This is a genomic window from Aurantiacibacter hainanensis (assembly GCF_036321025.1).
Lineage (GTDB): Bacteria > Pseudomonadota > Alphaproteobacteria > Sphingomonadales > Sphingomonadaceae > Alteraurantiacibacter > Alteraurantiacibacter hainanensis.
Map to the genome: position 1 here is coordinate 602434 of NZ_JAZAPB010000002.1, position 24462 is coordinate 626895.

Annotated in this window: 30 protein-coding genes; 20 read left to right on the forward strand and 10 right to left on the reverse strand. The window is 64.9% G+C overall.

Features of this window, described 5'->3' with window-relative positions:
- Positions 1–40: 40 nt before the first annotated feature.
- Positions 41–553, reverse strand: coding sequence for an SspB family protein (locus AAA989_RS10425; RefSeq protein ID WP_338243300.1), 513 nt, complete (start codon positions 551–553; stop codon positions 41–43).
- 106 nt (positions 554–659) lie between these two features.
- Here AAA989_RS10425 and hisB point away from each other — a divergent pair, with 106 nt between their 5' ends.
- The 14 genes from hisB (at position 660) to pal (ending at position 9093) form a co-directional block, all read left to right on the forward strand.
- A complete protein-coding gene (gene hisB / locus AAA989_RS10430; RefSeq protein ID WP_338243302.1) occupies positions 660–1253 on the forward strand; it encodes an imidazoleglycerol-phosphate dehydratase HisB in 594 nt (197 codons plus the stop codon).
- A gap of 1 nt (position 1254) precedes the next feature.
- Complete coding sequence (hisH, locus tag AAA989_RS10435; protein ID WP_338243304.1) at positions 1255–1887, forward strand: imidazole glycerol phosphate synthase subunit HisH; 633 nt, start codon at positions 1255–1257, stop codon at positions 1885–1887.
- On the forward strand, positions 1884–2609 hold the full coding sequence (gene hisA / locus AAA989_RS10440) for a 1-(5-phosphoribosyl)-5-[(5-phosphoribosylamino)methylideneamino]imidazole-4-carboxamide isomerase (RefSeq protein WP_338243306.1): 726 nt from the start codon (positions 1884–1886) through the stop codon (positions 2607–2609). Before hisH ends, hisA begins: the two co-directional genes overlap by 4 nt.
- Entirely contained in the window at positions 2606–2851 is a 246-nt protein-coding gene (locus AAA989_RS10445) for a hypothetical protein (RefSeq protein ID WP_338243308.1), read from the forward strand. Before hisA ends, AAA989_RS10445 begins: the two co-directional genes overlap by 4 nt.
- Positions 2848–3609: an imidazole glycerol phosphate synthase subunit HisF gene (gene hisF / locus AAA989_RS10450; protein ID WP_338243310.1), complete on the forward strand. Its 762-nt coding sequence runs from the start codon at positions 2848–2850 to the stop codon at positions 3607–3609. The genes AAA989_RS10445 and hisF overlap by 4 nt, the downstream gene beginning before the upstream one ends.
- Before the next feature lie 68 nt (positions 3610–3677).
- Positions 3678–3845 carry a PEP-CTERM sorting domain-containing protein gene (locus tag AAA989_RS10455; RefSeq protein ID WP_338243313.1) on the forward strand — a complete coding sequence of 56 codons (168 nt, stop codon included), beginning with the start codon at positions 3678–3680 and terminating at the stop codon, positions 3843–3845.
- Between the two features lie 51 nt (positions 3846–3896).
- A complete protein-coding gene (locus AAA989_RS10460; protein ID WP_338243315.1) occupies positions 3897–4214 on the forward strand; it encodes a phosphoribosyl-ATP diphosphatase in 318 nt (105 codons plus the stop codon).
- Entirely contained in the window at positions 4214–4591 is a 378-nt protein-coding gene (locus tag AAA989_RS10465; protein WP_338243318.1) for a histidine triad nucleotide-binding protein, read from the forward strand. Before AAA989_RS10460 ends, AAA989_RS10465 begins: the two co-directional genes overlap by 1 nt.
- Before the next feature lie 74 nt (positions 4592–4665).
- Positions 4666–5121 carry a YbgC/FadM family acyl-CoA thioesterase gene (locus AAA989_RS10470; RefSeq protein WP_338243320.1) on the forward strand — a complete coding sequence of 152 codons (456 nt, stop codon included), beginning with the start codon at positions 4666–4668 and terminating at the stop codon, positions 5119–5121.
- On the forward strand, positions 5118–5813 hold the full coding sequence (gene tolQ, locus AAA989_RS10475; RefSeq protein ID WP_338243322.1) for a protein TolQ: 696 nt from the start codon (positions 5118–5120) through the stop codon (positions 5811–5813). Before AAA989_RS10470 ends, tolQ begins: the two co-directional genes overlap by 4 nt.
- 3 nt (positions 5814–5816) lie before the next feature.
- The gene (locus AAA989_RS10480; RefSeq protein ID WP_338243324.1) at positions 5817–6263 is read left to right on the forward strand and encodes an ExbD/TolR family protein; all 447 of its coding nucleotides are present in this window, start codon (positions 5817–5819) and stop codon (positions 6261–6263) included.
- A gap of 12 nt (positions 6264–6275) precedes the next feature.
- Positions 6276–7085 carry a cell envelope integrity TolA family protein gene (locus AAA989_RS10485; RefSeq protein ID WP_338243325.1) on the forward strand — a complete coding sequence of 270 codons (810 nt, stop codon included), beginning with the start codon at positions 6276–6278 and terminating at the stop codon, positions 7083–7085.
- Complete coding sequence (tolB, locus tag AAA989_RS10490) at positions 7085–8500, forward strand: Tol-Pal system beta propeller repeat protein TolB (protein WP_338243327.1); 1416 nt, start codon at positions 7085–7087, stop codon at positions 8498–8500. The genes AAA989_RS10485 and tolB overlap by 1 nt, the downstream gene beginning before the upstream one ends.
- A 74-nt stretch (positions 8501–8574) precedes the next feature.
- Entirely contained in the window at positions 8575–9093 is a 519-nt protein-coding gene (pal, locus tag AAA989_RS10495; protein WP_338243329.1) for a peptidoglycan-associated lipoprotein Pal, read from the forward strand.
- Between the two features lie 2 nt (positions 9094–9095).
- Here pal and AAA989_RS10500 read toward each other — a convergent pair whose 3' ends face one another.
- A complete protein-coding gene (locus AAA989_RS10500) occupies positions 9096–9275 on the reverse strand; it encodes a hypothetical protein (RefSeq protein WP_338243331.1) in 180 nt (59 codons plus the stop codon).
- Positions 9276–9468: 193 nt separating this feature from the next.
- Between AAA989_RS10500 and AAA989_RS10505 the strand changes: the two genes are divergently transcribed.
- Complete coding sequence (locus AAA989_RS10505) at positions 9469–10002, forward strand: J domain-containing protein (protein WP_338243333.1); 534 nt, start codon at positions 9469–9471, stop codon at positions 10000–10002.
- Positions 10003–10009: 7 nt separating this feature from the next.
- On the opposite strand, the gene AAA989_RS10510 is transcribed toward AAA989_RS10505, so the two are convergent.
- The 4 genes from AAA989_RS10510 to AAA989_RS10525 all read right to left on the reverse strand — a co-directional run bounded on the left by AAA989_RS10510 (position 10010) and on the right by AAA989_RS10525 (position 15098).
- Positions 10010–11083, reverse strand: a complete 1074-nt coding sequence (locus AAA989_RS10510) for a hypothetical protein (protein ID WP_338243335.1) — start codon at positions 11081–11083, stop codon at positions 10010–10012.
- Between the two features lie 68 nt (positions 11084–11151).
- Positions 11152–12084: a hypothetical protein gene (locus tag AAA989_RS10515; RefSeq protein ID WP_338243337.1), complete on the reverse strand. Its 933-nt coding sequence runs from the start codon at positions 12082–12084 to the stop codon at positions 11152–11154.
- A gap of 98 nt (positions 12085–12182) precedes the next feature.
- The gene (locus AAA989_RS10520; protein WP_338243339.1) at positions 12183–13526 is read right to left on the reverse strand and encodes a cystathionine gamma-synthase family protein; all 1344 of its coding nucleotides are present in this window, start codon (positions 13524–13526) and stop codon (positions 12183–12185) included.
- 147 nt (positions 13527–13673) lie between these two features.
- Complete coding sequence (locus AAA989_RS10525) at positions 13674–15098, reverse strand: SLC13 family permease (protein WP_338243341.1); 1425 nt, start codon at positions 15096–15098, stop codon at positions 13674–13676.
- Between the two features lie 70 nt (positions 15099–15168).
- Here AAA989_RS10525 and AAA989_RS10530 point away from each other — a divergent pair, with 70 nt between their 5' ends.
- A complete protein-coding gene (locus tag AAA989_RS10530; protein WP_338243342.1) occupies positions 15169–15546 on the forward strand; it encodes a VOC family protein in 378 nt (125 codons plus the stop codon).
- A gap of 200 nt (positions 15547–15746) precedes the next feature.
- A complete protein-coding gene (locus tag AAA989_RS10535; RefSeq protein ID WP_338243343.1) occupies positions 15747–17234 on the forward strand; it encodes a sulfotransferase domain-containing protein in 1488 nt (495 codons plus the stop codon).
- A 117-nt stretch (positions 17235–17351) separates the two neighbouring features.
- Here the strand turns inward: AAA989_RS10535 and infC are convergent, their stop codons facing one another.
- Positions 17352–17870 (reverse strand): translation initiation factor IF-3, encoded by a 519-nt coding sequence (gene infC, locus AAA989_RS10540; RefSeq protein ID WP_338243344.1) that lies wholly within the window; start codon positions 17868–17870, stop codon positions 17352–17354.
- 186 nt (positions 17871–18056) lie between these two features.
- Between infC and AAA989_RS10545 the strand changes: the two genes are divergently transcribed.
- On the forward strand, positions 18057–18761 hold the full coding sequence (locus tag AAA989_RS10545; RefSeq protein WP_338243346.1) for a hypothetical protein: 705 nt from the start codon (positions 18057–18059) through the stop codon (positions 18759–18761).
- On the opposite strand, the gene pdeM is transcribed toward AAA989_RS10545, so the two are convergent.
- Complete coding sequence (gene pdeM / locus AAA989_RS10550) at positions 18758–19465, reverse strand: ligase-associated DNA damage response endonuclease PdeM (protein ID WP_338243347.1); 708 nt, start codon at positions 19463–19465, stop codon at positions 18758–18760. The genes AAA989_RS10545 and pdeM overlap by 4 nt on opposite strands.
- A 115-nt stretch (positions 19466–19580) precedes the next feature.
- Here pdeM and hemF point away from each other — a divergent pair, with 115 nt between their 5' ends.
- Positions 19581–20438 (forward strand): oxygen-dependent coproporphyrinogen oxidase, encoded by an 858-nt coding sequence (gene hemF / locus AAA989_RS10555; protein ID WP_338243349.1) that lies wholly within the window; start codon positions 19581–19583, stop codon positions 20436–20438.
- A 1-nt stretch (position 20439) separates the two neighbouring features.
- Here the strand turns inward: hemF and AAA989_RS10560 are convergent, their stop codons facing one another.
- Complete coding sequence (locus AAA989_RS10560) at positions 20440–21363, reverse strand: glycoside hydrolase family 16 protein (protein ID WP_338243351.1); 924 nt, start codon at positions 21361–21363, stop codon at positions 20440–20442.
- A gap of 35 nt (positions 21364–21398) precedes the next feature.
- Positions 21399–22274: a hypothetical protein gene (locus tag AAA989_RS10565; RefSeq protein WP_338243353.1), complete on the reverse strand. Its 876-nt coding sequence runs from the start codon at positions 22272–22274 to the stop codon at positions 21399–21401.
- 186 nt (positions 22275–22460) lie between these two features.
- On the opposite strand from AAA989_RS10565, the gene AAA989_RS10570 reads away from it, so the two are divergent.
- Positions 22461–24383, forward strand: a complete 1923-nt coding sequence (locus tag AAA989_RS10570; protein WP_338243355.1) for a M1 family metallopeptidase — start codon at positions 22461–22463, stop codon at positions 24381–24383.
- Positions 24384–24462 lie beyond the last annotated feature (79 nt).

Sequence of the window (24462 nt, forward strand, 5' to 3'; positions counted from 1 at the left end):
CTGTTGTCATCGCCCGGCGACCGGCGATGCGGACGCGAGCCTACTTCTTGCGGCCGAAGTCGACCGTGACGACGTTGGAGCCGTCCTCACTCTTAGCAACGTCCTCGACGGAGCGGCGTTCCTCGCCATCGGGAGCGTCGTTTTCGGCATCGTCGTGGCCTGTCGGCTCCGCGTCTTCGACGGCAGCCTGGAATTGCAGGCCGAAATCCACCGCGGGATCGACGAAGGCGGTAATGGCGGAAAACGGGATCACCAGCTTGGACGGGACCTGGTTGAAGCTGAGGCCGACCGAGAAGCCCTGGTGGGTCACTTCGAGGTCCCAGAACTTGTTCTGCAGGACGATGGTCATCTCGTCCGGAAAGCGCTCCGAAAGTGAGGCCGGAATGTCCACGCCGGGAGCCGCCGTCTTGAAGGTGATGTAGAAGTGGTGGTTGCCCGGCAGCGTACCGCCGTCCTGTTCCACCGAGTTCAGCACACGGCCCACCACGGCGCGCAGCGCTTCCTGCACGATCTCGTCGTACGGAATGAGGCTATCGGGTGTGTCGTCGCTCATGTCTGGTTAGGTGAGGCCGCTGCACTGCAAAATCAAGCTGGAATCGCGCCCTCGTCCCCGCCAATCCGCTTGCGCAGTCGTGTCACGGGCCTATAGGCTCACACCCATGCGCAAGGGCCGGATAGAGCGGAAAACCAAGGAAACCGATATCCTCGTCGAGGTGAATCTCGATGGATCGGGGCAATACGACATATCCACGGGAATCGGTTTCCTGGATCACATGGTGGAACAGTTCAGCCGCCATTCGCTGATCGACGTGACGCTGAAAGTGAACGGCGACCTGCACGTGGACCAGCATCACACCACCGAAGACAGCGCCATCGCGCTGGGCCAGGCGCTTGCCGATGCGCTGGGCGACAAGGCCGGCATCGGCCGCTATGGCGAAGCCCATTCCCCGATGGACGAGACGATGGCACGCGTGGTGGTGGACATCTCCGGGCGACCCTACCTCGTCTGGAAGGCTCGCTTCACGCAGGAGAAGCTGGGCGAGTGGGATACCGAGCTGATCGAGCACTGGTTCCACTCGGTTGCCCAGTCCGCCGGGCTGACGCTGCATTGCCAGGTGCTCTACGGCAGCAACAACCACCACATCTGCGAGAGCCTGTACAAGGGCTTTGCCCGCGCCATGCGCCAGGCAGTGGAGCAGGATCCGCGAAAGGGCGACGCCGTGCCCAGCACGAAAGGCCAGTTGGGCGGTTAGAATGGCCGAGGCCATCGCCTTGATCGATTACGGAGCGGGCAATCTGCACTCCGTCTACAACGCGCTGAAGGCAGCGGGAGCGCAGCATATCGCCGTCACCGCCGATCCGAAGCTGGTGCGCGGCGCGCACCGCGTGGTGCTGCCCGGTGTCGGTGCCTTCGGCGCTTGCCGCAAGGGCCTGTGGTCCATCCCCGGTATGGTGGACGCGCTGGAGGAAAGCGTGATGACGCGGCGCGTGCCCTTCCTCGGCATTTGCGTCGGCATGCAATTGCTTGCCGACCGGGGGCTTGAACACGGCGTGCACAAGGGCCTCGGCTGGATCGCGGGCGAGGTGAAGGCCATCGAGCGCACCGATCCGGAGATCAAGGTGCCGCACATGGGCTGGAACGACGTCCTGCACGCCCACCACGGCGACGGCAGCGAACTGATCGAGGAAGGGGAGGCCTATTTCCTCCACTCCTATCACTTCCAGCCAGACGACGGCCACGACGTCGCGGCGATGACCGATCACGGCGGCGGGCTGGTGGCCGCCGTGGCCCGCGACAACATCCTCGGCGTGCAGTTCCATCCGGAAAAAAGCCAGCGCTACGGACTGGACCTGCTCGCCCGTTTCCTCGATTGGGACCCGCAATGATCGTATTTCCCGCAATCGACCTGAAGGGTGGCGAGGTCGTTCGCCTGGCCGAAGGCGACATGGACCGCGCCACCGTCTACGGCGACGATCCCACCGCGCAGGCGATGCTGTTCGCCGAGGCCGGGGCAGAGCATGTACACGTGGTAGACCTCGACGGGGCCTTCGCGGGCGAAAGCCGCAATCGGCAAGCGGTGGAAGCCATCGTGGAGCAGTTCCCCGGCTACGTGCAGCTTGGCGGCGGCATCCGCGATGCGAAGGCCGTGGAAGGCTGGTTCAACCTCGGGGTGGCGCGACTGGTGATCGGCTCCGCCGCGCTGAAGGACCCTGAATTCGTGAAGGACATGGCGCGCGAATGGGAAGGCGGCATCGTCGTCGCTGTCGACGCGCGCAACGGCATGGTGGCCACCGAAGGCTGGGCCGCCGTCTCCGATGTACCCGTGGCCGAGATGGCCCGCCGGTTCGAGGATGCGGGCGTCGCCAGCCTGCTGTTCACCGACATCGGCCGCGACGGGATGCTGAAGGGCTGCAACGTCGATGCCACCGTGGAACTGGCGCGCAGCGTTGACATCCCGGTGATCGCCAGCGGCGGGGTGAAGGGGCTGGACGATATTCACATCCTGTCCCTGCATGCCGACGAAGGCATCGAGGGCGTGATAACGGGCCGCGCGCTCTACGAAGGGCGGCTGGACCTGGCGACGGCGATCGCGATGGCGAACCGGTGAATACCGTGCTCGGCCCCTACCTCGTGCCGGGCATCTGCGGCGCACTGGTCAGCGTGCTGGTCCGGCTGATTTTCGGAGATGCGGCGGTTGCGGCGATCGGTTTCGTGGTCTTCGTCATCGTCTACGGCACCATCGTCCTCCTCGGCCGCGCCATGCGTTGGCGAGAGGCCCCCGTGCAGAACGCCGTCGTGGCGACCCTCGCGGTGACGGTCGCCTACATCCTCACGGACGGCCCGGCATGACCGTCCGGATTCGCGTCATCCCCTGCCTCGACGTGGCCAATGGCCGCGTGGTGAAGGGCGTCAACTTCGTCGACCTGAAGGATGCCGGCGACCCGGTGGAGCAGGCGCAGGCCTATGACGCTGCCGGGTCGGACGAGCTGTGCTTCCTCGATATTTCCGCCAGCCACGAAGGGCGCGGCACGCTTCTCGATATCGTCAAGCGCACGGCAGAGGTCTGCTTCATGCCGCTGACGGTGGGCGGCGGTGTCTCGTCGGTGGAGGATGCGCGCGCGCTGCTGCTGGCGGGGGCGGACAAGGTGGCGGTGAACTCCGCTGCCGTGGAGCGCCCGGAGATCATGGCCGACATCGCCGATAGAATGGGCAGCCAGTGCGCGGTCGCCAGCGTGGATGCGCGCCGGGTGGAGCCTGGCCGCTGGGAAATCTTCACCCACGGCGGCAGGCGGGACACCGGGATCGACGCGGTGGAACACGCGGTAAGGCTGGCGGAACTGGGCGCGGGCGAACTGCTGGTCACCAGCATGGACGGCGACGGAACGCAGGCCGGTTACGATCTCGAACTCACCCGCACCATCGCCGATGCCGTATCCGTGCCGGTCGTCGCCAGCGGCGGGGTGGGCAACCTGCAGCACCTCGTCGAGGGTGTCACCAAAGGTCACGCCAGCGCGGTGCTGGCCGCCAGCATCTTCCATTTCGGCACTCACACCATTGCCGAAGCGCACGCGGCCCTGCGTGCCGCCGGGCTGCCCGCGCGCGGATAGGGTCCGGAAACGGGACACCCCCGGTGGGGGCATTGTAATCCGGCGCCAAAGGGCCTTGTCCCACAGCCATGCTATTGCGCATCGCCACCACATCATTCGCGTTCTTCACCGCCGCGCCCGCCGTGGCATCCAGCGCCGTGCAGGTGCCCGAGGCATCCACCCTCACGCTTTTTGCTCTCGGTATTGCCGGCGTGCTGATCGGCCACCGCCTGTCCACGCGCGGCGGGGACGAATGACACGCCTCATGGCTTGACCGCGAGGCCGCCTTTCGCCCATTGCCAGCGGCGATGGACACACTCGCACGCCTCGAAGCCACGATTGCCACGCGCCGCTCCGCTTCGCCCGAGAGCAGCTATGTGGCAAAGCTGAATGCCAAGGGCCTGCCGAAGATCTGCGAGAAGGTCGGCGAGGAGGCCACGGAGACGGTGATCGCCGCGCTTTCCGGCAGCGAAGCAGACCTGACGGGCGAGGCCGCCGACCTGCTATTTCACCTGATTGTGCTGCTGCAGGCAAAGGGCATCGCGCTTGCCGACGTGCTGGCCGAACTCGACCGGCGAGAAGGCGTGTCCGGTATCGACGAGAAAGCTGCAAGGACACCCGAGTAATGGCGATCGACCCGACGAAGCCCTACGATCCCGACAATATCTTCGCCAAGATCCTGCGCGGGGAAGTTCCCTGTGACAAGGTCTACGAGGACGACTGGTCGCTGGCCTTCCACGACATCAGCCCGCAGGCCGACGTGCATGTCCTTGTCGTGCCCAAGGGCGAATACGTCAGCTGGGACGATTTTTCCGCGAAGGCATCGGCGGACGAGATCGCCGGCTTCGTGCGCGCCGTGGGGCACGTTGCGCGGGAGCACGAATTGGTCGAACCGGGCTATCGCCTGCTGGCCAATGTCGGTAGGAACGGCGGGCAGGAAGTTCCTCACCTGCATGTCCACCTGTTCGGCGGCGGACCGCTTGGGCCGATGCTGGCTCGCTAGGTCGCAAGCCCGACTCGTCCCGCCGCCAAACGGTAAATTTTCGCCGCAGATTCCCTGTAAGCCACCGTTCATCTATGGATAGCCAATTGCAGCCACCCTCCGGCAAAATCGAAGGGTCCCGCCACCTCTACCCGGTGCGGGTGTTTTTCGAGGATACCGACCTGTCCGGCATCGCCTATCACGCGAATTACCTGAAATGGTGCGAGCGGGCGCGCAGCGACCTTCTGCGCGTGCTGGGCATCAATCAGCGCGCCGCGTTCGAGGCGGGCGAGGGCGTCTATGCGGTGTCCGAGGCGCAGATCAAATGGCTTCGTCCCGCCCGGCTGGATGACGAACTGGTGGTGCACACCCGCGCGCTGGAACTGCGTGCCGCCAGTGCGCGTATGGAACAACTCGTCATGCGCGGGGAGGAACTGCTGGCACAAGTGGACATAGTGGCCGCATTCGTTACTCCGCAAGGCCGTCCGCGTCGCCAGCCGGATGAGTGGCGGCGCGCCTTCGAAGAATTTGTCACGAAAGACCCGGAATGACAGTGCTCGACCTGCTTGCCGTTTCCGCTCCCACTCGGCTCGACCCGATCGAGCTGTTCCTCGATGCCGATATCGTGGTGCAGCTGGTGATCGTGGGCCTGCTGCTCGCCTCCGTCTGGGTGTGGACGATCATCATCGGCTTCTCGCTGCGCATGGGGCGCACGAAGAGCCAGTGCGATACCTTCGAGGAGGATTTCTGGCGGCATGAGGATGTCGACAGCCTGCTGGATGCGCGTCGCCGCAAGGATAACCCGTCGGCCCGCGTGGCCGCCGCCGGGGTCGCCGAATTCCGCCGCAGCCACAAGGCCGGGCTGAAGGATCCCGTCGCCGCCCGCGGCCGCGTCGCGCAGGCGCTTGAAGGTCAGGTGGCGCACGAATCCGACCGTCTGGCCAACCGCCTGAACTTTCTCGCAACCACCGGCTCCGTCGCGCCTTTCGTGGGCCTTTTCGGCACCGTCTGGGGCATCATGAACAGCTTCTTCCAGATCGGGATGCAGCAGAACAGCTCGCTCGCAGTGGTCGCGCCCGGTATCGCGGAAGCGCTGTTCGCAACGGCCATCGGCCTCTTCGCCGCCATCCCGGCGGTGATCGCCTACAACCGCCTGTCCAATACCGTGAACGGCTTCGAGGCGCGCCTGCATCGCTTCGCCGACCAGGTGCACGCACAGGTCAGCCGCGAGATGGAGGCCTAGGCGATGGCGATGGGCGTCATGTCCTCCGGTCGGCGTGGACGTTCCAGCCGGCGTGCGCCGATGGCGGAAATCAACGTCACGCCGTTCGTCGACGTGATGCTGGTGCTGCTGATCATCTTCATGGTCACCGCCCCGCTGCTGGCCAGCGGCGTGCCCGTTGAACTGCCTGAAAGCCGCGCCAACCCGCTCGACCAGGATCCCGAGCAGGTGACCATCGCGCTCGACAGCGAGGGCTTCATCTACATCGACGATACGCTGGTGGATCAGGGCGCGCTGGAGCAGGCGCTGGATGCGATTTCCGGCCCGCAGGGCGGCGAGAAACCGCTCATCAACCTGCGCGCCGACACCGCACTGGACTATGGCCGGGTCATGGCGGTGATGGGAGAGCTGAACCGCGCCGGTTTCAACTCCATTTCGCTGGTCACCACCAGTTCAGCCGAAGCGCCATAGGTTTCCGCTTTCATGGCTATGCTTGCCGATCTGTCCCGCGAAGAGCGCGTCGGCCTCGGGGCCGCCGTCGTGGCGCACCTTGCGCTTGCGGCAGGTCTGGCCTTTCACGCCACGCGCGAACCGCCGCCCTACACCCCGACAGAACGCATCGATGTGAACCTGGCGAGCGAGATCAGCCTGGAATCGACCGCGCCCGATCCCAGTGCGGAACCGGCCGCCGCGACCGCGCCCGAGATTGCCGACACTCCGCTGGCGCCCGAGGACATGGTGGAAGCCCCGCCGGCGGAGCCTGTGGAGCGTCCCGTCACCGCGCCGCCGCGCCGCACCACCGAGCCGCGCACGCCTTCGCCCCAGCCCAGCCCGCAGCCGACGCGCCGGGCCGAGCAGACACCCACGCCGCGTCCCACGGCAACCGCAACGCAGCGCGCCCAGGGCAGTCGCCTGAGCGAAGATTTCCTTCAAGGCAGCAGCAGCGCCCAGGGCAACAGCGGATCTCCCGCCGCGAACTTCGGACCGACCGAGCGCGCCGCCCTCGCATCGGCCATCACCCGCCAGTTGCGCCCGCACTGGAGCGCACCATCGGGCGTGGATGTCGAGCAACTGGTGTCCGTGGTTTCGTGGCAGCTGAACCGCGACGGCAGCCTCAAGGACCGCCCCCGCTGCCTGAGCCAGCGCGGCATCAACGATTCCAACCGTCCGCAGGCCTCGCTGCATTGCGAACGAGCCATCCGCGCGGTGCAGCTTGCCGCCCCTTTCAACCTGCCCGACCAGTTCTATAGTCGCTGGAACGACCTCGAATGGGACTTCGACCGGAGATTGTAATGAAAACCGCCACCCTGTTCTCCGCCATCGCCCTGCTTTTCGCCGCGCCCGCCATGGCGCAGGACGACCTCATGACCGATCTCGATCCCGGCAGCGTCGGTGCCCAGGAGGTCCAGGATGTTGCTATCGAGGGCGACGACGAAGGTCCCCTTCGGGGCACCGTCACCGACGATTCCGCCTGGCAGGACCTTGGCATCGCCATCGCCAGCTTCGCCACCAATCGCGACCAGTCCACGCCCGCCAACGCGCAGGGCACCGCCGCGCTGGGACTGGAACTGGCCCGCGTCGTCTATTCCGACCTGCGCTTCAACGGCCTGTTCCGCCCGGTAGGCCCCGATGCCCTGCCGCGCCCGACATACAACGAGATCACCGATCCGGCCTGGCCGACCTGGCGCGGGCGCAGCGCGGAAATGCTGGTGCACGGCTACGTGCGCGCGAACGACGACGGGCGGCTGACCGTGGGCTGCTACCTCTACGACGTGGCCCTGCAGAGCGAGCTGGTGCGCGAGGGCTGGGTGGTGAACCCCAGTGAGTGGCGCCGCGCCGCGCACAAGTGCGCCGACCTCGTTTATTCGCGCCTTTCGGGCGAGGATCCCTTCTTCGACAGCCGTATCGCCTATATCGCCGAGACGGGCCCGAAGGATAACCGCATCAAGCGTCTGGCCATCATGGACAGCGATGGCGCCAACCACCGTTTCATCACCAACGGACAGTCCACCGCGCTCACGCCGCGTTATTCGCCGGACTATTCGAAGATCGCCTATCTCTCCTACGTCGACGGCAACCCGCGCATCTACGTCTACGATATCGGCACCGGTCGCCAGACGCTGGTGACGCAGAGCAGCAACCCGACCTTCGCCCCGCGCTGGAGCCCGGATGGCCGCTGGATCCTCTATTCGATGGCCGTGAGCGGCAACACGGACATCTACCGCGTCTCCGCCGCGGGTGGCGGCACGCCGGAGCGGCTGACGAGCGGACCGGCGATCGAGGTGGGCGGGTCCTACTCGCCCGACGGCAGCCGAATCGTGTTCGAAAGCGACCAGTCCGGCTCGCAGCAGTGCTATGTGATGAATTCCGACGGCAGCAACCAGCGTCGCATCAGCTTCTTCGGCGGACGCTGCGCCACGCCTGAATGGAGCCCGCGCGGCGACCAGATCGCCTTCACGCGCATCGCCGGCGACTTCAACATCGCCGTGATGACGCCGCAGGGCGGAAACATGCGCGTGCTGACCGATGCCTGGCACGACGAGGCGCCGACCTGGGCGCCCAATGGCCGTATCATCCAGTTTTTCCGTACCGAACGTGGCTCCGGCGATACGTCGATCTGGCAGGTGGACCTCACCGGCGAGAACGAACGCCGCCTGCGCACGCCGGTAGGGGCGTCAGACCCGGCTTGGGGACCGGTTTTGCCGTAAGTGCGTTAGTTTCCCTAGAGGGCCGCAAAACAAGAACGGACCCGTTTTCACTACGGTTCAAGGAGAGCCAAAAGATGAATCGCATAATTATCGCTCTAACCCTGTCCAGCGCACTGGCTCTGGGTGCCTGTAAGAAGGAGCCGCCCGAGATGGCGCCGCCCCCGCCGCAGGACACCACCGCCACGCCGGCACCCACGCCTGCGCCCACGGCCACTGCTCCGCAGCCCGGTTCGCAGTCGCACTTCTCCACGGCAATGTCGGGAGCGGATACGATCTATTTCGACACCGACCGCTACAACATCGATACCGACGATGCGACCGCGCTGCGCCGCCAGGCCGAATACCTGCTGCAGTACACCAATGCCCGCGCAACGGTGGAAGGTCATGCCGACGAACGCGGTACGCGTGACTACAACCTCGCGCTGGGCGAGCGTCGTGCCAACGCGGCGAAGAACTACCTGGTCAGCCTGGGCGTGCCCGAAAGCCGCCTGCGCACGGTAAGCTATGGTGAGGAACGTCCCGTTGCCACCGGCTCGAACGAGCAGGCATGGGCGCGCAACCGTCGTGCCGTGACGGTGATGATCGAACGCTAGGTCTAGCGGATCAGTCCGGAAACGGCCGGGAATACCCGGTCGACAGCGGGCGCGGCGACCCAGGTCGTCGCGCCCGATTGCTGTGCGGCCACGGTGTAATCGGGCGAAGATGTCGCGAACAGGGTGAAGGCCGCCATGGCGAACACGGCAAAAGCAGCGGAGATGGCGAGCGGCTTGCTCATAAGAGTCCTGTTTCGTTGACTTTGTCTGATTGTAGATAGGCCATGCGGCCTTTTTTGCAATGCAGCATTTTGCACGTAATTGTATCAGAATTGTGAAAAGTCGTTTTCGTTCCCCGCATGGCCTTTCGCCCCGTTTACCTGCGCACAGGTATGCCTATATGGTACCGATGCATTCCCGCAGGCTCTCCCGCTGATGGCGCGATCCCGCCGTTCGAACGACTGGGGTTTTCCCCGCTGGCGTGGCTATGAAGACGGCCGCGAGGCCGTGGAGGTGCGCATCTGCGACCGCCATGGCTGCGATCAGCCCGGAGACTGCCCCGCGCCCAAATCGCCCAACAGCAAGGATCGCTGGTACTTCTGCGAGAGGCACGCCGCAGAATACAACAAGGGCTGGGACTACTTCGAGGGCCTGGACAAGGAAGAGGCGCAGAAGCGCGCCAAGGCCGAACATGCTGAAAGCGCGGGCTATGCCGAAAGTCAGCATTACGGCTGGGCCGGCAGCGGCGACGGATCGCGCAGCGCCGACGAGATGCGCGCGCTTGAGATCCTGGACCTGGAAGCCGACGCCGATTTCCAGACCATCAAGCGCGAATGGCGCGCCCGCGCGAAAAAGGTCCACCCCGACGTGAAGCCCGGCGACAAGGAAGCCGCCGAGGAATTCCAGAAGCTGCAACTGGCCTACGAGGTGCTGAAAGCAGCGGAAGAACGCAGGGAGTGGAAGGGCTAGCGCCCTACTACCGCTCCACGGTGTCGTTCACCCATTCCGCCGGATCGTCTACCGGGCCGGCGTCCTCGCCAACGTAGCGGGGCGATGTCGTGGTGATGTAGCCGCGGATGGTCGTGTTGCCCTCGTGGCAACCGTATTCGAACATCTCGTAGCTGTCGTCGCGGCTCCACGGGAAAGCGAGGGTATAGGGGGCGGTCAGCACCACGGGGTCGCGCACTTCGGCCTCGTAAAAGATCGTGTCCGGGCCAACCATGGTCAGCCGTTCGGTCATGGTCTGCTGGTCGCTGGTGGGGATGGGCTTGTTGCCGGGGCCAACGATGTTCATCGGCGTCTCGCCCGTCAGGTTGGTGGTCTCGATAACCAGCGTGTCGCCTTCCCAATGGCCGACGGAAGTGCCCAGAAACTGCCGGATCTCGTCGGGCACCGGCTCTCCGCGAATGGGGATGATGCGGGTTTCGTGGATCATCTCCAGCTGGATCACCACGTAGCCGGGCGACTGGAACACGCGCACGCCGTTGTTGTAGGGAAACGGCGTCATCGAACTGGGCAGGCCGCGCGACAGGCAGCGGTCGAGCGAGTTGAAATCGCTCAGCCGGTCGAACTGCGTGACGTTCCAGCTCGATCGCATGGCAGCGCTCATCGCCTCGCCTTGCTCGGTCAGCGGAGGCAGGCGGCCGTTCGCAGGTTCCATGATCAGCGAGACTTGCTTGAGCGGCGTGCCCCATTCAAACCAGTGGCCGCTGCCGATCTCGTCATTGGCGTCCTCCTCCTTGTAACCCGCCGCGATTTCCTCGCTGCGGGCCAGCGCCTCGGCATATTCCTCGTCGGTGTAATAGGCGCGGGTGCCGAAATCGGGGGAGCGTTCGGTCGAGGTGCGACCCACGACATCCAGCGGCCAGATGCCGGTAAGGTCTGGATCACCCCACGGCGTGCGCGGAACCTGCCAGCCTTCCCCGGCCACCTCGGCACCGGCCAGCGCGGCCAGTTCGCGAGGGGGCAGGGACAGGTCGGCCTCCTGCGCGGCGACCGATAGCGGTGCGGCGAGCGTGGCGAAGGCAGCGGCGGCTAGGCGAAGCGACATGCAGGTTCTCTCCCGGTGTTTTGCCGGAAGGTAACCAAGCTTGCCGCGCCCGCGCAAGCGCGAGCGGCCTAATTGCCGATGAAGCTGCCCACGAAACGACGCTCGTCGTCGTTCCCGTCGTTGCCGGAAGCGGAGAAGAGGATGAACACCTCCTCGCGGTTCGGGCCGGACAGGGAGCCGGCGAAGTTGCCTTCGAAATCGTTGGCGTTGTCCACGATCTCTCCGGAGAAGGTGCCGTTGGCGTTGAGATCCGCCTCCATCGCGAAGACCGCGACCCGCGTGGGCGTGCCGTTCACGTCCTCGAACACCTCGATGGTGCCGCGGATCTCGTCGTCGCTTTCATCCACGAGGAAGGTGGTGTCGGCGGCCGAGATGCTGCCGGACTCTGTCTCACCGGGCTCGCCGCCAGCCACTTCGACGCTGCCGGCATACGTGATGTTCGATGCGATCGCGCTGGTGGTGGTGACGCGGTTGAAGAACAGCGCCACGCGCTGCGCACGCAACGTGCCGTCGGTGCTGCCGCTGGTGAAATCCGTCTCTCTCCCATATCGCACGCGCAGCACGTGATTGAAGGGCAGTTCCAGGGTCAACCGGTCGGTCCCGCTGGCGTAGCTGCGCATCGTGGCCGATCCGCTGATGAAATCGGCCGCGTCGAATTCCACCGGGTCGTCGAGGTCGACGAAGGTGAAAGTGACCGAGTCGGGAGAGGGATCGAACTCGATCGCCGCGTTGCCGTTCAGGCGCGAGGCTCCGCTGAAGACCTCGTCTCCGCCGCTATCGGGAGTGAAATAGGCGAAGGTGTAGTTGGCATTGGTGCTCTGGGCGGCGAAATCGTCCGTCAGGTCGAAGTCGACAAGCGCCTGGCTGGGAGTCGGCGACGGGGTGGGCGTTGCGGTGCCCGACGGCGTTGGCGTGGGACTACCGGTATCGTCGCCACCGCACGAGGTGACCAGGGCGCCGAGGGCTGCGACGCCGACAAAGAGGGCATATTTGCGAAGCACGTTGTTCCCGTCCGTTCAGAAGTGTTTCCCGCACCTAGGCGGCTTGACCTTTCCCTTAGCTGTCCGAAGCCATGGGGGGCAAGCCGCCATCGACGAGGTTACACCGCTTCAAGTGCCTGTTCGAAATCGGCGATCAGATCGTCCGCATCCTCGATGCCGATGGAGATGCGCACCAGGTTGTCGGATATGCCCAGTTCGGTGCGGCGTCCTTCCGGAACGGAAAGGTGCGTCATGCTGGCAGGATGGCTGGCGAGCGTTTCCGTGCCCCCCAGGCTGACCGCCAGCTTGGCGACCTTCAGCGCGTCGAGGAAGCGGAAGCATTCCGCCTCGCCGCCCTTGATGAACAGCGAGAAGGTGGAGCCGGCACCCAGGCAGTGGCGATCGTAAATGTCCTTCTGCCTCTCGTCCGAAATCAGGCCGAGGTAGCCAAGGCCCTCCACCTTGGGATGGTCCTTCAGCACGTTGCACACCTTCTCGGCATTCTCGCCCGCGCGCTGCATGCGCAGTTCCACCGTCTCGAGGCTGCGCAGCAGCATCCAGGCGGTGTTCGGGTCGGCGATACCGCCCATGGTGTTGCGCAGGGCACGGATCGCGTCGATCCACTTCTTGCCGCCCGAAACGCTGCCGGCGACAAGGTCGGAGTGGCCGCCCACGTACTTGGTAAGCGAATAGACCACCAGGTCCGCGCCGTGTTCCAGCGGGCGCTGCCACAGCGGGCCGAGGAAGGTGTTGTCGATGGCGATGGGGCACCGCTCCGGATCGAAATGCGCGTCGCGCGCATCGCGGACGGCCTCGATGTCGACCAGCGCGTTGGTGGGGTTGCCGGGGCTCTCGAGGTAGATCAGCGGCACTTCGCCGCCCTGTTCCTCGGCCTTGGCCTTGGCCTCCCGCATCACTTCGTCCAGCTTGTCCGGGCTCGCGCCGGCGGGGAAGGCGATGTAGGTGACGCCGTATTTCGCCATAACCTTGGCGACGAACCCCTCGGATGCGGCGTAGAGCGGGCCGGAGTGCACGATCACGTCGCCCGCGTTGCAGGCGGCCAGGATCAGCACGGCAATGGCGGTCATCCCGCTCGAGAAGCACAGCGAGTCCTCGGCATCGTCCCAGATGGCCAGGCGATCCTCCAGGATTTCCTGGTTCGGCCCGTTGAAGCGCGAATATACGAGGCCTTCCGCCCCGCCTGCGCGCTTGCCGGTGATGCCTTCGAAGTGCCGCTTTCCGGCAGAGGCGCTTTCGAAAGCGAAAGTGCTGGTGAGGAAGATCGGCGCCTTGAGCGAGCCCTCGGACAGCGCGGGATCATAGCCATGCCCCATCATGAGCGTGGAAGGCTTCAGCCTCTGCCCGTCGATGCGGGTGACCTCGGGCTTGGGCTTGCGCCGCGGGGTGGGGGTGTCGACGGCACCCAGGGGATCGTTGCTGCTGTTCTCGTTGGGGTCGGCCATGTGGGGACTCCTTCCTGCTCACACCCCTAGGAAGGCAGGGGCAGGGGAACGGTTCCGGGCCGCCCGCTCCTAACCTCCGCAGGAACGCTTCTGCCCGGGAATCCGGTTTCACGTGCAATTATCTCTCCTGAGGCCGCTTCGCAAGCCTCAGGTCACCAGGGGAGCCAGCGCGAAGACCACGCCCACGATCAGGAATATCCCCGCCACATCCAGCGCCGCGCCGGCCTTGATCAGGCGGGGCAGGGCGATGCGGCCTGTGGCCCAGGCGATGGCATTGGGGCCGGTGCCTGCCGGCAGGATGAAGCCCCAACTCGCCGCCAGCGCGACCGGCATGGCCAGCAGCAGCGGATCGCCGCCCAGCGACACGGCCAGCGCGGCGACCACGGGCATGATGCCGCTGGCGGTCGCCACGTTGCTGGCGAATTCGGTGATCAGCACCACCATCGCCACCAGCGCCAGCGCCACCACGATCATCGGCACGGCGGACAGGGGCAGCAAGGCCTCGCCCAGCCAGTCGGCCAGCCCGGTGCGCATCATCCCGCCTGCCAGCGCGAGCCCGCCGCCGAACATCAGCAGCACGTCCCACGGGGCGCGATTGGCCTCGTGCCATTCCAGCAGCCGCCTGCCGGTGCCGTCGGGCAGGACGAACAGCGCCAGGCTGGCGGCGATGGCAACGGTGCCGTCGGTCAGCGATCCTTCCGGGAAGTACGGCGCGATCCAGCCGCGCAGCATCCAGGCCACGAACGTGACCACGATCACCGGAACCAGTCGGCGCTCGGCCGGGGTCCACGGCCCGTGCGGATCGATGGAGTCGCGTGCCGCCGCCATGTCGAAGGGGTGCAGGGCCACTTGCTGCACGCGGGCGATGATCCATGCTGCCAGCGGCACGCCCAGCACCACGATGGGCACGCCGAAGGCCGCCCACATGGCAAAGGTAATCTCCACGCCCGAGACATCGCGCAGCAGCGCCACGCCGATGGCATTCGTGGGAGATCCGATGATCGTGCCCAGCCCGCCAACGCTGGCGGCAAAGGCCAGGCCCATGGGCAGCGCGCCGTAGATGCCGTCTTGCGGAACTGTGCCGTCGCCCTGGGCCACGCGTCCACCCGCCAGCACCGCCAGCGCCATGGGCATCATGATGAGCGTGGTGGAAGTGTTTGAGATGATGTTTGATAGGATCGCGGCGGCGATCATGAAGCCCAGCAGCAGGCCGAAGGTGCCGCCGCGTCCGCCGATCCGGTCGAGGATGAAGGTCGCCAGCCGCCTGTGCAGGCCAGTGCGTTCTATGGCGAGAGCGAGGAACGCGCCGCCCAGCAGCAGGAAGATGATGGGCGAATAATAGTCGCTCGCCACCTCTCCGGCCGTGCCTCCGTCGCTGAACGGCAGCACCACGAAAGGCAGCAGGCCGGTGACGGTAAGCGGCAAGGCCTGGGTCATCCACCAGCTTGCCATCCAGGCCACAAGACCGGCCACCCGCCATGCCTCTGCCGCCATCCCCGCAGGCGCAGGCAGCAGCACGGTCAGCGCGAACAGCGCCGGACCGAGCCAGAAGCCGATGCCCTTGGCAGTCACCTGTGGTACCCTCCTACCCGTGGTGACGCGATCCTGACGCAGGCGTGCAGGGGTTACAAGGAGGCAGGGTATGGTAGAGGGCAAGGTTCTGGGGATTGGCGGATTGTTCATCCGATCCGCCGACCCGGCGGCGCTGGCCGCGTGGTACCGCGACCATCTTGGCATCGGGGCGACCGAGAGCGGACAGCCGACGCCGGACGGCGAATGGGTGTGGATGCAGGAGGCTGGTCCGACGGTCTTCGCCGGCTTTCGGTCCGATAGCGACTACTGGCAGGCGGATCGGCAGGTAATGCTCAACCTGCGCGTTCAGGGGCTGGAGGCTCTGCTCGAGCGACTGTCCGGGAAAGGGATCGAAGCCAGCCATCGCGAGGCCATGGACGGCGTCGGCAGCTTTGCCCGTATCGCCGACTGCGATGGCAATCCGATCGAACTGTGGGAACCTGAGTAGCTAAGGGGCGCGGGAACCAATCTGCGCATGTCCCGATTATGGACATCGAAGATCGACTTCCCAAAAACAGCCAAGACCAGAGTTAGACACTTCACGATCACAGTAGTGCTGCCGATTCTGGCCTGGTAACTATTGTTTTATATAGTCAAATTCCCCGGGCCCTTTGATGCTCGGAAAGTTTGCGGAAAAATCGAATGAACATGCGGACGATCGTACGAAGCTTTGCGTTCTCGGCAGGGGAGACCCTTCTGCCCAAGTCGATCAAGACGAAGGGCGTGCTGCTTTCGATGCGCCGCGCCGCAAGCGAGTGGGCGCGGGACGGATATGTCCTGTCCTATCCCAAGTGCGGACGGACGTGGTTCCGGACCATGTTCGGCACCACGGCCTGCGCCCAGTTCGGGCTAGAGGTCGACAACCCGATGGAGTTGCAGCACTTCTGGAAGCTCTCGACCGATATCCCGAACATCGGCTTCACCCACGACGACTATCCCAATCTCAAGTTCGGCCACGAGGTCGAAACGGACAAGGACCGCTATCGCAATAAGAAGGTCCTTCTGCTCACGCGCGATCCGCGCGACGTCCTGGTGTCCTACTACTTCGATGCCAAGAACAGGATGAAGGTGATCGATTGCGACATTTCGACTTACCTTCATCAGGAGAAGGGCAGCATCGACGCGATCGTCGCCTTCTACAATGCCTGGGCACAGGCACGTTCAGTTCCGCGCGATTTCCTCTGGATCACCTACGAGGACATGCACCGCGATCCGGCCAGGATCCTGAAGGATGCGGTCGCGTTCTTCGGGCTGCCGGATCCGGATGAAGACCTGGTCCGGAATGTCGTCGAGAAAGCGTCGTTCCGCAACATGCGCAAGGCCGAGCTGCAGGACAGCTTCCATCACGAGCGCCTTCGCCCGGCCGATCCGAACAATCCCGAGAGCTTCAAGGTGCGCCGCGGGAAGGTGGGAGGATACGTCGATTATCTCTCTGACGAGGATATCGCCTACGTCGACGACTACATCGATCGCAACCTCGATCCCTACTTCTCCTGCTACTACTCCGCAAACGTCACGCAGATCGCTGCCGAGCGGACCGAAAGGACCAGCGCGCCGCTGGTGGGGGCGAACTCCGGCAAGGCCGACAGGGAAACCGCGCAGCCGGCGCCTGCCGCGAACGACAATTATCGCCGCGATCGCTGGAAGCGCGTGGCGGCCATGGCGGCGCTGTTTGCTTCGGGGTGGGCGGCGAACCAGTTCACCAGCGATTTCTCGTCTCCGGCAAGTGCGGCTTCTGTCGTTAACGAGGCGCAGGAAGCCTACGTGGCGAGCCTCGTCCGCCACGAAATGGCGTCGCAGATCGAGAGCAACGAATTCGACCGGGACGAGATTCTCGAGGCGACGGGCGTCGATCTTCCCGCGCTGCCTTCGAGATGGACCGTTACCGACGCGCAGCTATACCCCTCCGATCTCGGCAATTCCGTGATGATCTCCGTCGTCACGGGCAGGGGCGATCACATTTCGCTGTTCGCGGCCGAGGAAGACGCGTCCATCGATACCTTTCCCTCGGCGGAGGTGAGCGACGGTCTCGCCATTGCCTACTGGGAGGACGACACGGTCGTTCTTGCGCTGGTGGGTGAAGTGGAAACCCAGAGGCTGCTGGAACACGCGGCGAAACTGGCCGGCAATTCCTGATAGCGGCAAGGCGCACACGCATTTCTGCGATGCACTTCGCCCGGCCATGGGCTGACATACGAAAAGGGGCGCGCCCGGCGGGCACGCCCCTTTTTCGAATAATCCGCTCTGCGGCGCCTACTTCGGTGCCAGCACCATCAGCATCTGGCGGCCTTCCAGCCGGGGAAAGGCTTCGACCTTGGCGGTTTCCGCCATGTCGTCCTGCACGCGCTTGAGCAGGTCCATGCCCAGGTGCTGGTGCGCCATCTCGCGCCCGCGGAAGCGCAGGGTGACCTTCACCTTGTCGCCGTTGTCGATGAACTTGTTCACGTTGCGCATCTTCACATCGTAATCGTGATCGTCGATGTTCGGACGCATCTTGATTTCCTTGATGTCCTGCGTCTTTTGCGTCTTGCGCGCCGCGTTCGCCTTTTTCTGGGCTTCGTAGCGATACTTGCCGACATCGAGGAACTTGCACACCGGTGGGTTCGCGTTGGGCGAGACTTCAACGAGATTCAGGCCTGCCTCGGCAGCCTGTTCGATCGCTTCGTCGGTGTACATCACGCCGAGGTTTTCGCCGTCACCATCGATGACGCGGACCTTTTCGGCCTGAATGAATTGGTCGTATTTCGGGCCGGACTTGACCGGCGGTGCCATGCTGCGGCGGGGTGGACGAGGTATGTTGTGCTCCTGATTCTGCTCTGTTCGGGTGCTCTATGTAATAACTAAGCCGACGCAACGCTAGGGGAGACTGCTCGGCGAGATAGAGCCATTCGGAATTAATATGGCTTTCCGGGCAGCAACGGCATAATCAGCCAGAGCAACTCATGTGGCGGGGTAAAGGTGGCGACCAGGGGCGGCTCGGCCAGACGGCCCACGAGCAACTCGACCTACATTCGCTGGCACTATCCGGTCGGCACCACGATCCTGCTGGTGCTGTCGCTTGTGGCGTTCGGCGACAATCTCGTTACCGATATCCACCAGCCCTCCAACTCCGATCCCAAGATGGTCATTCACGGCCTGTTCGCGCTTGCCTGGATGGTTCTTCTCGTCGTCCAGGCCAACTTGCCGTGCATCGGAAAGACGAGCCTGCACCGCTCGCTGGGAAAAGTGGCGTTCGTGGTGGGGGCGGGAACGGTGTTGACCACGCTCTACCTGTTCGTCGCCGTCTGGCGAAGCTGGGCCGCGATGTCTCCCGAAGTCATCGCCAATCGCCTGCTTCTGCCGTCTTTCGGGATCGCGATCCTGGCCGCGTGGTGGCTGCGCCGCCGAACCGACTGGCACAGGCGGCTGATCTATTGCGGCACGCTGTTCCTGCTCAGTCCGATACTCTCGCGGACCTACGATCCGCTGGTCGCTCCGATGCTGCCGGTCTATCCGCCGGGTGAGGACGAGCACCTGTTTCTGAGCTACCTGGCGCTCACCTGGTCGGCGATGTTCCTGGGGCAGCTGCTCTACGACTGGCTGCAGAGCGGCCGCTTTCATCCCGCTTCGCTGGTTACGTTCGGGTGGACCGTCGTCGTCTACTGTATCGCTTACGCGCTCTAGGCGGCCACCCGCCAAAGGGGAAACCGCGCCAGCCGCTTGCCCGCAGGGACGACGGCGTCGATGGAACTGGCAGGCTGAAGTGCCTTCAGGATCGCCGGGTCGGCCGCGTCCATCCCGCCCGTCAGCGCGCCGAAGGCAGGCAGGATCATCCGTCCACATGTCGCATCGCCGTTGTGCGCCACCACCGCGCAGGGGCGGCGGATGTGGCGATGGTGGATCTTCACCTGCACGCGCGGGTGGAAATGGCCGGAAAGCTCTGGCCGCGTTTCCCCCTTTTTCGCCATGTGCCGCAGCACCATGCCGCCCACGTCCAGCTCCTCTGCGATGGTGCCGCCGCTTTTTGCTTCCATCGCGGGGTCGTGGTTGCCGGTGATCCAGACCCAGTCGGTAACGCGGGTGAGGGCGGCCAGCATGCCCGCCGCATGCGGCTCCAGCCGCTGCGAGCCGTCCGAATCGTGGAAGTTGTCGCCCAGCGTATAGACCCGGCGGGCGCCGGTCTCTCGGATCGTCTCCGACAGGCGTTCCAGCGTCTCGCGGCTGTCGTACGGCGGAAGCAGCTGGCCGTGGCGAGCGAAGAAGCTGGCTTTTTCAAGGTGCAGGTCCGCCACCAGCAGCGCATTCTCGCGCGGCCAGAACAGTGCGCGCGACTTCGTCAGCACGAACTCGTCACCACAAAAGGGGAAGGCGAACGAAACGGGAACCATGCATGTCACTTGCCGCCCGTTGATGCGTTTGGCAAGTGTGCTTGCAAGCTATTTGCCCCGGCGCGAAGCCGGAGCACGCATTGCCCCCGGCGACAATGCGGAACGGGAGATTGGGATGACCGACTGGACCAAGCAGACCGCCGCCGCGCGCGAATGGTTCGAATCGCTGCGCGATCGCATCTGCGCCGAGTTCGAGGCGATCGAGCGCGAGGCGGGATCGGACGCGAGCTTCGAATACATCCCCTGGGATCGCGATACCGACGACGAGTCCGACGGCGGCGGCGGCGTGCAGGGCAAGATGAAGGGCAAGGTGTTCGAGAAGGTGGGGGTAAACGTCTCCACCGTGTCGGGCGAATTCAGCCCGCAGTTCGCCGGACAGGTGAACGGCGCGAGCGAGGAGCACCCCGAATTCACGGCCACCGGCATTTCGCTGGTGGCCCACATGGCCAACCCGCACGTGCCCGCGGTACACATGAACACCCGCTTCCTTACCACGCAGGCGGCATGGTTCGGCGGCGGGGCGGACCTGAATCCGCCGATCGAATACCAGGACGATACCGATGCCTTCCACGCCCGCCTGCGCGCGGCGTGCTCCGCCCACAATCCAACTTACTACGACCGATTCAGGAAATGGGCGGACGACTACTTCTTCATCCCCCACCGCGGCGTGGCGCGCGGCGTCGGCGGGATCTTCTACGACCACCTCGAATGCCGGAACGAGGAAGAGTTCGCGCGCAATTTCGCTTTCACCCGCGACGTTGGCGAGGCCTTCCTGGATGTCTTCCCCGCCATCGTGCGCAAGCGCATGGACATGGACTGGACGCCGGAGGACAAGGCCCGCCAGCTGGAATGGCGCGGGCGCTACGTCGAATTCAACCTGGTCTACGACCGAGGGACGCTGTTCGGACTGAAGACCGGCGGCAACATCGACGCCATCCTGATGAGCCTGCCGCCCGAGGTGACATGGGGCTGAGTTACTCCTCCGGCCCGTAGACCCGCACCCAGTCCACTTCCATTGCCAGTTCGCCTGCTGCGATGCGGTCGGCGGTTTCCTGCGGCATGCCGAGATAGGGTTCCTCGATGCCGTTGATCTTGTGCGGGTAGATGCCGCCCACGGCGAAGTTGAGGACGACGTACTGCGGGTTGTCGAACACCCATTCGCCGAAGAATTCCACGTTGGTCCTGGGCACGCGGAAGGTAAGGCGGTCGTCGACGAAGAACTCGATCTTGTCGGGCGTCCATTCGGCTGCGTAGACGTGCCAGTCGGTCACGTCGGTTCCGGGCGGGAAATACTGCCTGTCGGCAATGCCGGCATCGCCCGAATATCCGGGGCCGTGCAGGGCAACGCCCGTCCAGTCTGCCTGGCCTACGTATTCCATGATGTCGATTTCGCCTTCCGTCGGCCACTGGGCATCGGCAAGCAGCCAGAAGGCCGGCCAGACGCCAACGGCATCGGGCATGCGGATGCGCGCCTCTGCGCGGCCATAGGTGAATTCGAAATTGCCGCGCGTGTTGACGCGGCCGGAGAGGAAATCGGCGTCGCGTTCCTCGTTAGTGTCCTCTCCCGGTCGATAGACCGGGCGCAGCACCAGCGCGCCCCCGTCTGCGCCTTCCAGCCCCTGCACGAACTGGATGGTGTCGGGCGAATTGACGTAGGCCTGTTCCTCCTCGTTCACCCAGAAATCCATGCCTTCCACGTTCCACCGCGTGACATCGAGGCTGTCGTCCGAAAACTCGTCGGAGAAGAGCAGCGCGCGGCCATCGACGGTGTCCGACTGGGCCTGGGCCGCGTCGACCTCTTCCTCCGTCTGCGGGACAGGGGTGGTTTCGGATTGCTGGCAGGAAGCCAGGGCGAGCGCCGAGAAAGTGGCGAGAAAGGAAATTGTGATCGTTCGCATGGCCCAAGCCTAGGGCCGTGCGCGGCGCCTGTCACCTATTGGCCTTGGCTTTCCATCAGGCGGCCCACGTCGCGCAGCGCCAGGTGGCTGGGCGTGTTCGCCTGCTGGCGATAGAGGCTGGTAAGATAGGCCTCGTCGAAAGATGTGAGACGGAACGGCGGGGCCTCCACGTCATCCTCGAACAGCTCCAGGATCGTGCCCAGCTGCGTAGCGCCTTCGGGAACGCGGGTCTGGGCCAGGGCGCGCATCGTCACGTAATCGGCGATGGCGATCGTATCCATTCCCTCGATTGCGCTGCGCGGGATCAGCACCACCGAAATACCGATATCCTCGCGCACGCCCAGTTCCGTGCGGCTTATGGCGGTGCTGGAAAAGGTAGGCGGCTGGCCGAAACCGGAAATGCCGTCGCGGCTGATCGTGGCGGTGACATTCCACGCCAGCACGCGGCCTTCCTGCTGGCGCACCTGCTTGGCAGCCCAGTAGTCGAGGCCACGCACGGTTTCGTGATCGGCTTCGCGCAGCTGTTCGAAATAGTCGCGTGGGTCGTCGACGAAGGCGACGATCACGTTCGCGTGGCACGCCTCCCCACGAACTGCCTCGTGCCCGATCCGCTCCGCGTTCGAGCGGATCCGTCCGATGATCTCGTAGGCGGTATCGGTGGCCGCGCCATAGACCCCGGGGCAGACGGGTGCGTGCAACCGGGCGAGCGGGGCCTGCACCGATCCGCTGCGCGGGGTGATCGCCCGGGCCTGTTCGCGGGCCTGCTCATGCCGCTCGGCGCGTTCGCCGGAAACGATGATGTCCTGCCCTCCCTCGATCTCCGGATCGAGCGCTTCTTCAACCGGTGTGACGGCATCCTGCGCCGCAACCGGCGCGGCAATCGCGCTGACGGCAAGGGTGGCGGCGATCATGGCTTTGCGCATCGGTAGGCCTCGGTTTCTGCAAGATTCCCGTGTATCACCAAGCCGATGGGCGCGGCAAACACCATGCATTCTCCATCAATGGCTGACTCGGGTCGACGATCTGCTATGGCGCTGGCCGAAACGATTGCCGGAACCATCGCCCATGGTCCGGATTTTCGCAAAAACGGAGATTTCATGCGTATTTTCGCCTCTGCGACACTTGTGGCACTGCCGTTCCTGATATCCGCCTGCACCGCGGACGACCTGCCGGAAGAGGAGCGCGGCGTCGCCCCCGTTCTCACCTCCGCCGAAGCGCAGGACGAATTCACCTATGCCCGCCCGCTGGAAGCCCGCGTGACCCACGTGGCCCTGGACCTCGACCTGGATTTCGAAGGGCAGCGCGTTGAAGGCACCGCCACGCTGGACGTGGAAGCGGCCGAGGATGCCAGCGAGATCGTGCTCGATTCCGACGGCCTGATCATCGGCGGCATCACCGACGGCAACGGCAACCAACTGGACTACGAGATCGGCGAGAGCGACCCGGAAAAGGGTGAGCCGATCACCGTCCAGCTGGGCGAACTGACCGGGCCGGGCCTGCAGCAGATCGTGATCGACTACGCCAGCGGGCCGGAGGCCGAGGCGCTGCAATGGCTCGAGCCGGAGCAGACGGCGGGCGGCGAATATCCCTTCGTCTTCAGCCAGGGTCAGGCGATCCTCAACCGCACGTGGATTCCCACGCAGGACAGCCCCGGCATCCGCCAGACCTGGGAAGCGCGCATCACCGCGCCCAAGCCCCTCGAAGTGGTGATGAGCGGCATCAGCCGCGGAGATCCTGAAGACGTGGGCGAAAACCGCCGCGCTTTCGAATTCGTGATGGAAAACTCCATCCCGCCCTACCTGATCGCGATCGCCGCCGGGAACCTCGAATTCGCCGAACTCGGCCCGCGCTCGGGCGTGTGGGCGGAACCCGAAGTGCTGGAGGAAGCCGCCGCCGAACTGACCGACACCGAGGCCATGATTGACGCGGCCGAGGAAATCTACGGCCCCTATCGCTGGGGTCGTTACGACATGATCGTGCTGCCGCCGGCCTTCCCCTACGGCGGCATGGAAAACCCGGTGATGACCTTCCTCACCCCCACCTTCATCGCGGGCGACCGTTCCAACACCGGCCTGATCGCGCATGAACTGGCGCACAGCTGGTCGGGCAACCTCGTCACCTATTCCAGCTGGCGCGACGGCTGGCTGAACGAAGGCGTCACTTCCTACTTCGAGAGCCGCATTTCCGAGTCCGTATTCGGAGAGAAGCGCGCGAATCAGGAATATGCCCTCAGCTACGCCAGCCTGGTCGAAGCGATTGAGGAGCAGGGCGCGGACAATCCCAACACCGCCATGCGCACGCCAGAGGGCATCAGCCCCTTCGACACCGTGGGCGAGGCGATCTACGACAAGGGCACGGTGTTCCTGCGCACGATGGAAACCATCATCGGCCGCGAACGCTTCGACGAGTTCATGCGCGGCTGGTTCGACCGCCACGCCTTCCAGCCCGCGACCAGCGAGATGTTCCTTGCCGAACTGCGCGAATACGTGGTGCAGGACGACGAGGAACTGGAAGAACAGCTGATGCTGGACGGGTGGGTCTACGGCACCGGCCTTCCCGAAAACGCCGTGGCTCCCGATCCGCAGGCCTTCGCCGAGGTGGACGGCGCGGCGCAGGACTATGCCGCCGACGGCACTCTGCCCGGGACCGACACCTGGCGCAGCTGGACCGGTGCCGAACAGCAGCGCTTCCTCCAGGAACTGCCCGAGGAGATGAGCGCCGACGAACTGGCTGCGCTGAACGAGCAGCTGGCCCTGTCCGAGACGGGTAACAACGAGGTGCTGTTCCTGTGGCTGGAAGCCGCGCTGCGCAACGAATACCGGCCTGCCGTCCCGCAGGCGGAGGAATTTCTTGCCGCAGTGGGCCGCAACAAGTTCGTGGAGCCCCTGTTCAAGGCTCTCTGGGAAACCGGAGACTGGGGCCGTCCCATCGCCACGCGCATCTACAATGACACGCGCGGCGGTTATCACAGCTACACCCGCAACCAGGTCGATCCGATCGTGGGGTACGAAGCGGGCTGACGAAAGGAAACGCGCTGTCGCTGCCAAGTGCATGCGGCAGCGCCTTTCCCCTTGCCGAATGCTGCGGCGCACCGCACAT

Coding starts and splice junctions, on each gene's coding strand:
- pdeM (WP_338243347.1), bottom strand. CDS start 19,465: ATGGTTCCCGTTTCGTTCGCCTTCCCCTTTTGTGGTGACGAGTTCGTG.
- AAA989_RS10505 (WP_338243333.1), top strand. CDS start 9,469: ATGGCGCGATCCCGCCGTTCGAACGACTGGGGTTTTCCCCGCTGGCGT.
- AAA989_RS10535 (WP_338243343.1), top strand. CDS start 15,747: ATGCGGACGATCGTACGAAGCTTTGCGTTCTCGGCAGGGGAGACCCTT.
- AAA989_RS10470 (WP_338243320.1), top strand. CDS start 4,666: ATGGATAGCCAATTGCAGCCACCCTCCGGCAAAATCGAAGGGTCCCGC.
- hisA (WP_338243306.1), top strand. CDS start 1,884: ATGATCGTATTTCCCGCAATCGACCTGAAGGGTGGCGAGGTCGTTCGC.
- tolB (WP_338243327.1), top strand. CDS start 7,085: ATGAAAACCGCCACCCTGTTCTCCGCCATCGCCCTGCTTTTCGCCGCG.
- pal (WP_338243329.1), top strand. CDS start 8,575: ATGAATCGCATAATTATCGCTCTAACCCTGTCCAGCGCACTGGCTCTG.
- tolQ (WP_338243322.1), top strand. CDS start 5,118: ATGACAGTGCTCGACCTGCTTGCCGTTTCCGCTCCCACTCGGCTCGAC.
- AAA989_RS10425 (WP_338243300.1), bottom strand. CDS start 553: ATGAGCGACGACACACCCGATAGCCTCATTCCGTACGACGAGATCGTG.
- AAA989_RS10510 (WP_338243335.1), bottom strand. CDS start 11,083: ATGTCGCTTCGCCTAGCCGCCGCTGCCTTCGCCACGCTCGCCGCACCG.
- AAA989_RS10520 (WP_338243339.1), bottom strand. CDS start 13,526: ATGGCCGACCCCAACGAGAACAGCAGCAACGATCCCCTGGGTGCCGTC.
- hisH (WP_338243304.1), top strand. CDS start 1,255: ATGGCCGAGGCCATCGCCTTGATCGATTACGGAGCGGGCAATCTGCAC.
- AAA989_RS10465 (WP_338243318.1), top strand. CDS start 4,214: ATGGCGATCGACCCGACGAAGCCCTACGATCCCGACAATATCTTCGCC.
- AAA989_RS10500 (WP_338243331.1), bottom strand. CDS start 9,275: ATGAGCAAGCCGCTCGCCATCTCCGCTGCTTTTGCCGTGTTCGCCATG.
- hisB (WP_338243302.1), top strand. CDS start 660: ATGCGCAAGGGCCGGATAGAGCGGAAAACCAAGGAAACCGATATCCTC.
- infC (WP_338243344.1), bottom strand. CDS start 17,870: ATGGCACCGCCGGTCAAGTCCGGCCCGAAATACGACCAATTCATTCAG.
- AAA989_RS10560 (WP_338243351.1), bottom strand. CDS start 21,363: ATGCGAACGATCACAATTTCCTTTCTCGCCACTTTCTCGGCGCTCGCC.
- AAA989_RS10570 (WP_338243355.1), top strand. CDS start 22,461: ATGCGTATTTTCGCCTCTGCGACACTTGTGGCACTGCCGTTCCTGATA.
- AAA989_RS10460 (WP_338243315.1), top strand. CDS start 3,897: ATGGACACACTCGCACGCCTCGAAGCCACGATTGCCACGCGCCGCTCC.
- AAA989_RS10485 (WP_338243325.1), top strand. CDS start 6,276: ATGGCTATGCTTGCCGATCTGTCCCGCGAAGAGCGCGTCGGCCTCGGG.
- hisF (WP_338243310.1), top strand. CDS start 2,848: ATGACCGTCCGGATTCGCGTCATCCCCTGCCTCGACGTGGCCAATGGC.
- AAA989_RS10530 (WP_338243342.1), top strand. CDS start 15,169: ATGGTAGAGGGCAAGGTTCTGGGGATTGGCGGATTGTTCATCCGATCC.
- AAA989_RS10565 (WP_338243353.1), bottom strand. CDS start 22,274: ATGATCGCCGCCACCCTTGCCGTCAGCGCGATTGCCGCGCCGGTTGCG.
- AAA989_RS10455 (WP_338243313.1), top strand. CDS start 3,678: ATGCTATTGCGCATCGCCACCACATCATTCGCGTTCTTCACCGCCGCG.
- hemF (WP_338243349.1), top strand. CDS start 19,581: ATGACCGACTGGACCAAGCAGACCGCCGCCGCGCGCGAATGGTTCGAA.
- AAA989_RS10480 (WP_338243324.1), top strand. CDS start 5,817: ATGGCGATGGGCGTCATGTCCTCCGGTCGGCGTGGACGTTCCAGCCGG.